At 30.5% G+C, this 12,702-nt stretch carries 9 protein-coding genes; all 9 read right to left on the bottom strand.

Annotated features, from left to right (window positions below):
* Positions 1-11 precede the first annotated feature (11 nt).
* Positions 12-1,433 (bottom strand): YARHG domain-containing protein, encoded by a 1,422-nt coding sequence (locus tag AC4FQX_RS13680; RefSeq protein ID WP_491168276.1) that lies wholly within the window; start codon positions 1,431-1,433, stop codon positions 12-14.
* A gap of 92 nt (positions 1,434-1,525) precedes the next feature.
* Entirely contained in the window at positions 1,526-2,710 is a 1,185-nt protein-coding gene (locus tag AC4FQX_RS13675; protein WP_491168275.1) for a hypothetical protein, read from the bottom strand.
* Between the two features lie 11 nt (positions 2,711-2,721).
* Positions 2,722-6,885: a PAAR-like protein gene (locus AC4FQX_RS13670; protein WP_491168274.1), complete on the bottom strand. Its 4,164-nt coding sequence runs from the start codon at positions 6,883-6,885 to the stop codon at positions 2,722-2,724.
* 14 nt (positions 6,886-6,899) lie between these two features.
* Positions 6,900-7,748: a hypothetical protein gene (locus tag AC4FQX_RS13665; RefSeq protein ID WP_491168273.1), complete on the bottom strand. Its 849-nt coding sequence runs from the start codon at positions 7,746-7,748 to the stop codon at positions 6,900-6,902.
* A complete protein-coding gene (locus tag AC4FQX_RS13660) occupies positions 7,741-8,064 on the bottom strand; it encodes a hypothetical protein (protein ID WP_491168272.1) in 324 nt (107 codons plus the stop codon). The genes AC4FQX_RS13665 and AC4FQX_RS13660 overlap by 8 nt, the downstream gene beginning before the upstream one ends.
* A gap of 111 nt (positions 8,065-8,175) precedes the next feature.
* Positions 8,176-8,589: a DUF3289 family protein gene (locus AC4FQX_RS13655; RefSeq protein WP_491168302.1), complete on the bottom strand. Its 414-nt coding sequence runs from the start codon at positions 8,587-8,589 to the stop codon at positions 8,176-8,178.
* A gap of 283 nt (positions 8,590-8,872) precedes the next feature.
* Complete coding sequence (locus AC4FQX_RS13650) at positions 8,873-10,411, bottom strand: hypothetical protein (RefSeq protein ID WP_491168271.1); 1,539 nt, start codon at positions 10,409-10,411, stop codon at positions 8,873-8,875.
* 1 nt (position 10,412) lies between these two features.
* Entirely contained in the window at positions 10,413-12,227 is a 1,815-nt protein-coding gene (locus AC4FQX_RS13645; protein WP_491168270.1) for a type VI secretion system Vgr family protein, read from the bottom strand.
* A 39-nt stretch (positions 12,228-12,266) separates the two neighbouring features.
* On the bottom strand, positions 12,267-12,659 hold the full coding sequence (tssD, locus tag AC4FQX_RS13640) for a type VI secretion system tube protein TssD (RefSeq protein WP_491168269.1): 393 nt from the start codon (positions 12,657-12,659) through the stop codon (positions 12,267-12,269).
* Positions 12,660-12,702: the final 43 nt, after the last annotated feature.

Below are 12,702 nucleotides of genomic sequence, written 5' to 3'. Positions count from 1 at the left end.
ATCTTATGATTCTAATTATAATATGTAATCTTAAAAGAAAACTCAGTAACTACTCCATTATAACTTATACTTTTCTTAATAAAATTACCTTTTTCATCTTTTGTCTCAGAAAGAATCCGATCAGAAGTTGATTTGGATATATTACCGTTAGTTATAGATTCCCAACCTACTTCTTTGTTCTCTTTATTATACTTAAAATTTAAAATACTCTCATTCTGATCTTTGTCTTTATCTGTAAACTGAACTAAATTATTATTCTTATCATAATTATAACTTCTTACTTTATCTGGATATTTTGTACTATTTTGCTTATCAAAATAATCTGTTTTTATTATTTTTTTATCCTGATCATAATAAAAATTCTCTATCTCTGATTCAGTATCATTATAACTAAGAGTTACTTTTCTATATAAAAAACCATTATTATTGTAATAATATAAAACTGAACTGTCCCTATATTGGGATTCAACCAAAAAACCATTTATAAACTTATTCTTCAAATTCGGGCTTTCCTTACATTTTCCACTGTTAATCAAAAATCCTTCTGAATTAAAGTTGTATAAATAACAATTATTTCCTCTTTCTGTTTTCCATGTTTTTACGTTTCCTATAAGATTATAAATATTACTGTCTAAAATAGAAGTTGTATGAAAATTATTGACTAAAGGAAGTTGCAGAGTACTCTTTTTATTTTCAAAAACTATAATCATATCAATATTTTCTTTCTCTAAATCTGTTAACTCAACTTCCAGTCTGTCAATTTTTGTATACCAGCTTTGTCTGCTAAAATATTCATCTAACTTTTGATTTTTAAACTTATATCCATAACGAGCATAAATCTCGTTTCTCATCCTGTTTAATTCTTCTTTTGTCTTACCTTTTAAATCCTTATAAGTTAATCTTTTAGTACTTGCCTCCGGATATAGACCTTCATATTCCAGTGAAGATTCTGAATTACTCAACCAATAATTTAATATTTTATCCGAATTTATATCCGGTATATAACAATATGCTAATTTGCATTTATTTACAAACTCATTTTCATCAAAGCCTTTATTGTCTTCATCATAATACACGAATTTTAAAAAATAATTTTGTGTTTTAATACTGTTATTTTCTTCATCTATATATTCTATATCTTCATTATTTACTGTTAGACTGGTACCTACTTCTTCTTCTTCTAATCCTTTATATACCCTCTCTACCTTAGTCTGAACGGAAGTAATTCCATTTATCGTTTTAATAATAAAAGACACCTCATTACCATTAAATGAAAAATAAAACTTTCTATTAATCTCTGAAACATTCAACCTGTAAGGTTCATCATAAACATTTTCTGATCTTATAGTATTAAGAAACTGTTGGTATCTAATCTCCTGAGAAAAAACAGAAACTGAAGTGAAAATAAAAAATAAAAATATTACTTTTTTCATTCTAAAATAATTATTCTTGATGGTTGATTTTATCTATATAAACCCAATCTATTCGCTCTATTTATATTATGTTTATTTAAAAAAACATTTTTTTACATCGGTAAACCAATTCCTCCTGTTTTTGTATCATCCCACACCTCCTGAAAATTAGGCAAACCATAATAGTTGTTTTTCTCAAATTCTTCTTCATATTCTGACATTTGAGGCTGAATTGTCCAGAAAAAACGATATTTCCTTTCGGCTTCGGTTTCTCCAAAATAACCTAAATAAGCTATTAAGCGGGCTTTTTCTGAAAAATTTAATTCATTTTTATACGTATTTTTATCTATTAAATAAGACATATATTCGGATAAACTTTCAAAATATTTTTCTTTTAGCTCTCCTTCTGCTTCTTTAATAATATCTAAAGTTTCCTGATGTATACTAATGGTTTTATCACAATTTTTCGTCCATAAAACTTTACCGAATTCTGTTTCATTGTTTTTATTAGGTACAATTAAATTTCTGTCTAATGCCCATTGTGTTAATTCCTGATCTGCTGTATAACCAAAAACTTTCACTAAACCCTCTACAAAATTCTCATCGTGTAACCGCAACCATAATCCATGGGCTTTACTATCATTAAATAAATACATATTACGGGCAACAACTATTTTTATGTTGTTTTTACGCTGTTCTTCTAAATCTGGAATATCTTTCCAAAATTCAATTGTTATTTCATTTTCACTATCTTTTTGATATACTTTAGGAAATGATTCTTCTAATACCAATATATCAGAGAATTCTTTCTTATAATCTATTAATTCAGGAATAGCATAAAGTTGAGTTATTAAATTATCATCAATTGAAATATAGAAATTTTTAGCTTTTTCAAACCCATCTGGATCATAATACTCAATATTTTTTTGACATTTATTCCAGAAATTAAGAAATATAATTTCACCATTTGAGGTTGTTTTAAAAATTTTCTTTATCCTTTTTAAGAAAATTTCTTTATCAAATGTATAACCATTATTCAATAATATTTTTTTAGAAATCTGTAATGAAATTTCTAAATCATTTTGACCATAAATATTCGGATGAATATCACAACAATCATTATATCTTGTAAATCCATTTTTAAGTTGTTTTTTTAAAATTACTTTCATATTACTTTCTCTTTTATTAATAGTATCTATAACTATTTCTTTATTATCAGATTCTTTTTTTATTTCTACAACAATATTTTTTTTACATCCTAAAAAAAGCATTGTTAACATAATAATATATTTCTTCATAGTATAATCATTTAGTGTGTATCATCATTTGTTAACTTATCTGTTATATCCTCTGAATCTAAATTATATAAATCATCTGCTGCAACAAAACCCTTCGGATACATAATATATTTAATTTCTGACTCTAAGGCTGATGATTTTGTAATACTCCTACCTTTTTTCACTCCATTAACCCTTACAGTCTGATTTCCTCCTAAAAGAGCAATTCTTCCTCCTTTAGTCTTACCAATTATAAAAGCAACATGTTGTCCTCCTCTAGACCAATGTATCATAGCAACTGCTCCATAGGCATATTTTTTGTCTGGAGTTTCCTCTCCTTCCTCCCAATGATGATCTGGAAAAGCATTTAAAGGACTAAAAGCTCTAGCTCTAATTGTTCCATAACCTGATGGTGGTATATATTTGGGATCAGAATTTAATAAACACCAAGTAACAAAAGCAGCACACCAATTATCAGTATTTTTTCCTGATGAATAGTTTGCTTTAACAAAATACTCTACTATTCTTTTATTAATAGGTGATTCTGTATGTACATAATCCTTATAATTTTTATATTCGTCCCATGCTATTTTCATCCATGGAACTTTATTAGTAGCATTTGTTGTTTGTGGTTCATTTTTACACCTACCTGTAAATAGTTCTTTTTCACCTAAATCATAATGGTCCTTTGTCAATACTTTAGTTACTTCCCAAACATATGTTTTTCCTCCAATAAAACCAGGGCGCATTTTACGTCCCAACGAATAAGTATCATGCATTCTTTTATCTGATTCTTTCTTTCCATCTTTTTCTTCCAACATAAAAGAACCATTACTGGTATAACCATACTTCGTTACCCAGGGTTCTCTCTGTAAATTATCCTTATCATAAGGAACATCAGGAACTTCTATACTTTCATCAAAAAGAACATAATCAGGATTATTCCCTTGCCCTACTGCGTTACTTTTAAGTACCATTAAATACAAATCAGTCATCGTATTTAACTGATCTTTTTTATTGGTAAAATACTTCTCTACATAATCCATCTGCTCAATAAAAGTCATTTTCATTAAAGCTTCTCTGGTTGTTCCTACTGCTTTTGCCGATGCATCACTAAACTGAATTAATCCCGAATAACCTCTTCCATTGTCCATACTGGGTTTAAATGTCCTATTTGTTTCCAAATGCATTACTGACATTAATTCAGATGCTTTTTCTTGTTTTTTATCTTCTCCCCAAAGATTAGCACATACTTGCAGCACTTTTTTACGTTCTTCACAATTGATCTTATTACTCCATCTAAAGTTAAACTCTTTACAAACACAATTAGTAGTTGTTATTTCTTCAAAATCAATAACATCAACTACAGCAGGTATTGTTTCATTTGTAATGGTTTCAACCGTTTTAGTATTGGATACTTTTAATGCATTTGGAGCATAAGTAATATATTTACTTAATGAAACCATTTCTTCTTGAGAATAGACCGTTTTACTTTTATCTGGCATTCTTATACCTATTCTTTTTTTATCTTCTGTTCGTATTAATTTTAATATAAAATTAGTAAATTGATTAAACTGATTTTCAACGGGTATCCAAATGTCTTTATCTTCTGTATCTTTCCCTTTCTTACAAACTTCTACTCCATAATATTCTAATACCTTTTCAGGTTTATTCCATTCGGCATCCGGAGTGAAATCCAGAGATAATAGACCATCTTCCCCTACTTTTTCAGCCGGATATTCTTGTTTTGATTCGAAAAGAATAATACTGTTTTCTTTATATTCTAAATTCTCATCTGGGATTTTTTTATAAACATTTACTAATAGTTCTTCTTCCTGCATATTTATGGTATGTATCCATAGTTTATGTGTTTTACCATAAGTAGTTGCTACCCTTTGAATTTGTTTACCTGATTCATCTGAAAACAATATAGAAGTTATCTCTTTTTTATCTGATATATTTAGAAAAGATCGATCATCCAGTACTTCATAAAGTACTTTATTATCTACAACAATACCGCTTGTTCCTTTTATAGACATTCCATTGGGCAAAATAATTGCTCCTAATTGCTCAGGCAACTCTATTGTAAAAATCAATTGATATTGAGGATTTGGAATTTCTGTTGTGGCAGGTAGTGCTGCTTCTATTTTTGTTTTATAATCATCATTTGTGTTAATTTTAAAAGAACCTTTTCCCTTATCATTTAATAAAAATGTTTTCTCCTCTAACAAAAACTTTTGTTCCGGATCATTATAAAAAGTATCGTCTGTTCCTTTGACCCATATTTTAGCAATAAGAGATTGTTTTTCCATACCTGTAATCTCTATAAAACCGTAGGTATCTTCTTTATATCCGGTTTTTGTACGTTTGTAACCCGATCCATAAGCCCATAATGCTTTTTTAAGCTCAGCGTCGGCTACTTTTATTTTTTTTTCTATGGATTTAGTATCACATTCATTACCTTCTAATTGGGCTTTTATAGTGTATTCTCCTGTCTTTAAAAAAGTAAACGTACCGTTATTATTATCTATTACATCTGCACTATTTATTTCTACTTTTACTTTTTCGCCTCCGGTCAAAACCATTCTTGCTTTTGCTTCATATTTTACAGCTGCTTCTGTAGGGATTATTTCCGGTAATAACAAATCATCTATACTGTTTTTCGCTACTTCAAAACTATAGGAATCCAAACCTTTAAATTCAGGAGTACCGGTTGGCATTGTACCATAAGCTTCCAGAACATACTTCCCATATAGAGCTGCTTCACTTATTTTAGCATCTGTATATAATAAATCTTTTATTTTTTTATTAATATCAAATTTTTTTGAAACGGTTGATCTTTCAAATTCTGTAATACGCCCTACCCCTTCTTTTTTTAATAACCATTGTACGTCAGCCACAGAATCCCGCTTCATATATACTACATTATAATTTTTAACCTTTGCTTTTACGGTATCTTCTTTTCGTAATAACCCCGCTCCGTGTTCTATAGAGTTGACACCTAATTTCTCAGCAACTGTTATGTTTATTTCAAAAGGTTTGGCTGTAGGGTCAGTAAAAGCAGCTACTTTATATTTACCTGCATTTTTAAATGTAATGGTTGCAACATCGCCTACTCTGTTAACCTGTACTGAATTGGTATTGGTTCCAGATGCACTGTTATATAAAACATTGTTATTACCTTCCGTTACTTTCCAGTGCGTCTTTGATGAAATAGAATTAGATAATAAAGAATTAAAATTTAATGTTTTATCTTTTTTTGTTATATCAACTTTATACTTTAAAGTAAAAGGCATTGGAACATTTTTTAAAAGACTGTTACCCGGTACAGTAATTTTCTCTACATGGTTTTTTACATGGTTTATGAAAATGGCACAGTTATCATGTCCTGCTTTACTTCCATAAGCTTCCAAACGATAAACTCCTTCTTCTATATCTTTAAAAAAGATATCCAAATCACCTATATTTAGTATACTTCCTAGTCCAATAAATATTTTTACTTTATCTTTTGTTCCTTTACCTTTATATAAACCCCAGATAATTTTAGTCTCATCTCCTTTAAAATCTGCCTGTAACTTTAATTGAGGTCCCGGAAAATAGGAAGAAAAATCAGGAATATAAGAGCTCTGTTTAGTCTCCTTTCCTATATAATAATAGGTTTCCTTTGCCGGACCTGCAAAAGGAGAAATCATTTTTATACTATTTACCGAAGCTTTTACGTTTTTATCGGATACAGACCATTGTCCGCTTATCGTACTGGTTTCAAAAACATCTTTTTCATTTACTTTAATTGTAGAAGCAGGATTAGGCTGTCCGGAATGAGCCACTTTAATCGTGCCGGGGTTTCCATACCCCGGACAAGCTCCGGTAGAAACATCTAACAATATTTTCATACTGCTGTTAAATTCTACGTTTTCGTAATAATCAGAATACTTAATATTACATTTTGCTTTACAGGGTTTATTACCATCCGGAGTAATACAACCTCCAAATCCCTGTCCGTTATCAAAATTTTCTGCTTTATCATCAATATAAGTAGCAACCGGCTTCTCCGATGCAAAATATTTATTCTTTCCCAGTTTTTTAATCTGACTGGTCACTTTTAATTCTGATGCTGTTCCTTCTGAATTATGATCCACGGAATTGGAACAATACAATTTTGCTCCTTCAACTACTAAAATTCCTTTTTTCCCCATATTATATATGCTTACTATTCTTTGACAAAATCAATTGTGATTATTTCATCATAAGAAAATAAATTATCTATCTTAAGTTCGGCTGTTGCCGTTTTACAAATCAGTTTTCTGCTGTTATTCTCTATTTCAGAATGAATTGTCAGTTTCATCTTTGAACTGTTTACTGCTTTCTGGTTCTCTATATCATAGTTGTTTTTTATTCTTTCTATCTTTTCTGCATCTACCGTTTGCTCTGCCTGAAAATTGGCAATAATAGTATCTTCAGATAAAGATGTAACAGAATATCCTTCCAATTCCTGCTCTTCTAATGTTCTAAAATTCCATTTTTCGGATTGTTTTATTCTATAATCCGGTTCAATTGGCACTGCTATTCTTGTATTAAAAAAAAGAAGGTTCCAATAAGATTCGTTAAATCTGTTTTTTAGAAATAAAGACTTGTCTATAATAATAGTATAAAATGTTTTAAAAATATCTAAATTATCTTCCTCATACTCCCTTGAAACCAACTCTCTTGCTTCCTTGTGCCACCTCTTATACCAGACAATATGATTCTCTATATCCAGAAAATTACCGTAATCATCAACCCTTACCTGAATAGGATAAGTTAACGCTTCCAAATATAATAATAGCTGAGTTGTATTATCCTCTAAATTTAAAGGCTGTATTACCAGATTTTTTTTATTGATCTCCCAGACTCTCTCTTCTTCTGAATCCTTAATACATTTTATCTCTATATCAAAACGAGACTCCATTTCTTTTATAACAGAACCGATTTGTATAGTTACTTTATGTACCACATGATATACTCTGGTATTTCTCCAGGAATAAATGGTTATATTTTTTATGTCTTTTGTTTCAGTCATTCTGTTTCAAATCAATACATTTATGAGATATTGTCTTACCATTTTTATTAATTTGCATAACATAAGCAACATTTTGCTCATTCAAATTCCAATCATCAGATCTACCTTTTCCTCCAACAAGATATGTTATTTGAAAATTAACAATAGTAGCTGTGCCCACATCATCATTAATAAAATTATCCTCTCCGTTTTCAGAATTAACTCTATAATTAGTATACTGTGAAGGATAACCTGAAGCTTGTTGTCCTGCAACTAATACATCTCTAAAATTAGATAATGAAGAAATATTCCTAGCAAATGATTTCCCTTTAGGCAACCCTGTTTTACATCCAAAAAAATTAACTCTAGCTCCACCTCTACCTTTTTATCCTCACAGGAAATCAAAAAGAAAACTATTAATAAGTAAATATTATATCTTTTCATAAAATTAAAATTTAGGACTGTTCCACATATCTAACCGTTGCTTTCTTGCCCATTCTTCTGCCTCTTTTTGCTGCTGCTGTTTTCGTTTATTTATTCTTTCCTGTTTTCCTTCTTTCAAATTCCCTGTAAATTCTCTCTCAAAAGTAATTTTAGTTAAAAACGGTTTATAACCTCGAAGATGTTGTAAAATAAACCAGGCTCTAAATCCTGCTCCGTATACATAAAATTTTTCCATATCCGGATAATCCAGTCCAAAATGATCCCAAAAAATCACTTCATATTTTGCTGTGTATTCCAGCCCTTTATTCTTATAGGCAATCAATTTTACTTCAGTAGCCCAAATATCATTTAAAGCAATCGTTTCTCCTCTAAATACATTCCAATCTTTTTTATAAGTAAATGCCGGACTTGTAAAAATTCTTTATTGGCTATTACCTATAATTCATTATTATATTTTCTTCTTATTTTCTAAAATAAAAAAAATGTAAAATAAATAAATAAATGAAATTAAAAATAGTCATACCCACAAACATATTTAATATACTATATATTTTATTCAGAATAGTAGTCATATTATCAGAGTCTTCCAACTGATATTTAACTATTAAGAATGCATTTATAAGTAATCCGCTTTCAATAATAAGAACTACTATAAAAAATACTATCATTATTATTTTGATCATATTATTTCCCATATTTAATTAATTAGATGATGAACCGTAACTTCCTCCACTTGACGCTGGACTTGATCCGCTAGTTATAATTTCACTATTTGATGAATTTGCTGAACTTCCTAATCCATCTCCTGAACTACCTGAAGTTTCTCCCGAACTTCCTGTCTTATTTAATCCCTCAATAGATTTAACATTTTCATAAGTAAACTTCATAAGATCTGTCGCTTCTTTAACCCTATTATTGATTTTCCCTTGTTCAATTAAAAAATTTTTGAGAGAACTTGGTATTGTAAAATCTTCCTTATATGAATATATTTTAGTATTAAATAAATATGCATCAAAATTAAATATATTCGTTCCCGCCTGCTTTAAAACATCACATGTTTTTGTTGTACAATTATTACCTGTCAAATCATAATTATCTATAACTCTACCATATTTTTTTACATCTTCTGATGTCGATTCATTATCTGGTTGTTCAGTCGAACTATTCCAAATAGTATCAAAAATTTCAATAACATTTTCTTCCTTTACATCATTAATTTGAAAAACAGTACAGTCAAGTCTATATAATTCTTTTTTCATATAATCTATAGCTAATTTATTAGTATATCGAATCAACACACCCTCACCTACAGTTCCTAAAGAAATCATATATGCATCATCATATCGACCATAAGTATATAAATAAATATTATTTTCTTTATGAACTGTTAAAAAAACATGCCCTGTTCCTTTCGTTTCAACCCAGACAAATACACCTGAAGGTAATTGTATTTGTGAAGTTACAAAAACACTATCAGATGGTTCTTTTAAAAAAGGATATATTGTTAATTTTTTTACACCAATAATGTTTTCTGATAAAATATGAACTTTTTTTATTGCGATTTTTTTATCTGTAATAATACCTGAACCATCTATAAAATCTATAAGTTTTTCACTATTATCATACTTTATTTTCCATTTTATTTTCCTTAAGTCATCTATAAGAAAATCTTGCTGATTAAATTCTATTGCTTCATAATCATATACCCCTCCTCCTTTTACAATTTCTGGTCCTATAACTTTAGTAACTCTCAATGTATCTACTTTAAAGTTTAAACTAATTGAATCAACTGGTTTTATAAGGTAGGCATACAACCGCATTTCTCTATACACTAATGAAATAAAAACATGATCTTCACTTTCTTTTATTGCAGAATAATCTACGGGTATTTCAAAAACTCTCCCGTCAATCTTCATTTGCCATTTAAGACGTTTTATTTCTCCTTTTGTTGCTTTTCTGTTAAAAGATGCTTTAAACCAGTACTTTGTACCTATAACCGGTTTCTCTACTTTTTCATTTTTATCATTAAACGGACCTTCCAGCTTTGTAACCAGTACATCATCTTTATCAATTTTATCAGGATCAAATTCTCCAAACTTTACACCTCCGTTTTTTCCCCGTATATTAATTTCCTGAGCTGATATTATAGTATAGTTGCCTTTAGTAGCTCGAATAATGATTTCTCCAGCCTTCTTTTCGGATAATCCAAATATATTTCGCGTGATCGTTCCGTATTCCATACTACTGCATTTTTACCTTACTTGTACTATCCATATTTACTTCTGTAGCACTTTCTATAGAAATACCTGTTAAAGAACTAACCACCTGTCCTTCATGCATATTTTCATTAATTTTATCTGCTATAGAAGATCTGCCTCTCTGAGCGGTTTCTATAATATTTCCTGCTGTAAGATTATATTCTTCATTAGCTATTTCACTAATACTGTCTCCTGCAATAATATTTACATCTTCCCCTGCTGACTGAACGATATTCTTTCCTGCATTTAATACCACATTTTCCCCTGCATTTACAGTAAAATTCTTAGGAGCATTAACACTTATATTTCCCTGCCCGTCCATTAACCAGGTATTTCCACTTGGGTCTTCGATAAAAACAGAACCTTCCGCATCATTAAAAATCATCTTCGTACCGGAACGGGTATGGATTACTTTCTTATCATTACCTTCTGTTATATAACCGGAAACTTCCTGTCCGTTATAATTCGTACCGGACACATAAGCACAATCCGGGTCGTTTCCTTCAAAACAAACACGAACTTCTTCATCTATTTCAGGAATGAAATAAAAACCTTTTCCACTTCCTGAATGAGGAGTTTGTACACGAATCCAGTCACTTTTATTATCGCTAGAACGATCACTCCAAAAATACTGTACTCTGATACGCCCCATTCCCTGTGGATCATTATTATCAATTACTTTTGCCGGTTGATCGTAAGCAAAACCTCTGCTGTTTGAATCGGTATAAGGTGGCTGAACGCAATCTAACGGAATTGCTTCAAATTCATTTCGGAAATTCTCTGCTCCTGCACTGTAAAAACTGCACTTCGTTATAATAACATGATGCGTTACCGTTTTGTTTTGTATAGTTACAATATTCCCGACATTGATCGGCTCAGAGGTTTCTACGGTATAATAAACCATCTGCGCCGCTTTACCTGCTGTATCCAATCGACTCATTCTATCAATATCTCCTTGATTATGAGCTAAAGGACTATAATTATGAAAAGGAATAACCTCATTCATTTTTCGCCTATACTGAGAACTCTGGGCATCAACAGCGCTTTTCATCAGATCATCATTGAAATTGTCATCTGTTTGTTCTTTTTCTGATTTTATCTGAGCAACTTCATTATAATCATAAGCGGATAAACCGGACTTATTACTAACCAGTGCTGCACTCATTCCAAGACTTCGTATATCTACTCCGTTGATTAGTTTCATTTTGGAATCTTTTATCCTGCCAAACTGTAAACGCCTGCCGTCCCAATACAGCCATTCTCCGTATCTTTTGGCCAATCGGGTCATATACTCCCAATCCGTTTCATTGGATTGCAGTATATTTGAAATTTTATCTGTGTATTTAGGAGCTATATCCTCCGGTTCCCATAATCCCTCAGTATGTCCTTTCATAGTCTCTTTGGCAATATCTGATAAATTTTTATCCAGGTGCTGACGACTGTGTTTCAGGTCGTTCATTGCAATAGTATGACTGTGTCCTGTAACCAGAAAGCCTCGTGTAGCTCCGTCTTTGTTTATCATTTTCAGACCGGTTATCAACCCTTTATAAATAATCTCTTTCCCTGTAGTAGTAAAAAGGGAAAAAGTAATTTCGTTGTCTAAATTATTTCGGAAATAACCGAAATCTTCTAAAGGATTGGTCAACAAATCCGAAGAAATACGCCATAAAAACTGAAATCGACTATGTGTAAGAATTTCCTGGTGTATTTCCAAATCAGAATAGTGTACGAATTTATCATACATAGGAATACGTATAACAACTCTTTTTTGGGCATTATTATTGGTAATTGATATCATTGGTAATCTTTTTAAAGTAAGTGAGAAATTATTTTCAGATTATTCCAGAGACCAGTCTCTTTCATATTTTGCACCTGAAAAATCAAAATCTTTTGCTGTAATAAGCATTTCTGTAATCATTGGTGTTTCCGTAGTACTTCTGAAGCTTTCTTTGTAATAAATACAGAAACCTTTTGTGAATCGTAATTCCTTCATTTTACTCATCGCATCACGTCTGAAAAAAATAACGGTTCCATCCTTTGTTTCCGTACTACTGGTCATCCAGTTCATAAAATCTGTTTTGCGATCTGATTCGACAACAATTCTAAATCTTCCTCCACGGGCAATATCATCCGGTTTCTCCATACTGTCTGTTTTCTGAATGAAATCAATATCAAACTCTAAAACATTGAACTCCTGTCCGTCTATTGCTAATTTTGCTAAAAAACTCATAATTTATATTTTTTTTTATTATTCGAGATAAAAAAAGGGAGAC

The sequence above is a fragment of the Flavobacterium sp. AK-301 genome (genome assembly GCF_058310215.1).
This window is presented reverse-complemented; position numbering and strand designations above follow the sequence as displayed.

Bases quoted from the DNA above. Each gene is read 5' to 3' on its own strand.
- AC4FQX_RS13680 (WP_491168276.1), bottom strand. From the start codon at position 1,433: ATGAAAAAAGTAATATTTTTATTTTTTATTTTCACTTCAGTTTCTGTT.
- AC4FQX_RS13675 (WP_491168275.1), bottom strand. From the start codon at position 2,710: ATGAAGAAATATATTATTATGTTAACAATGCTTTTTTTAGGATGTAAA.
- AC4FQX_RS13645 (WP_491168270.1), bottom strand. From the start codon at position 12,227: ATGATATCAATTACCAATAATAATGCCCAAAAAAGAGTTGTTATACGT.
- AC4FQX_RS13665 (WP_491168273.1), bottom strand. From the start codon at position 7,748: ATGACTGAAACAAAAGACATAAAAAATATAACCATTTATTCCTGGAGA.
- AC4FQX_RS13670 (WP_491168274.1), bottom strand. From the start codon at position 6,885: ATGGGGAAAAAAGGAATTTTAGTAGTTGAAGGAGCAAAATTGTATTGT.
- AC4FQX_RS13650 (WP_491168271.1), bottom strand. From the start codon at position 10,411: ATGGAATACGGAACGATCACGCGAAATATATTTGGATTATCCGAAAAG.
- tssD (WP_491168269.1), bottom strand. From the start codon at position 12,659: ATGAGTTTTTTAGCAAAATTAGCAATAGACGGACAGGAGTTCAATGTT.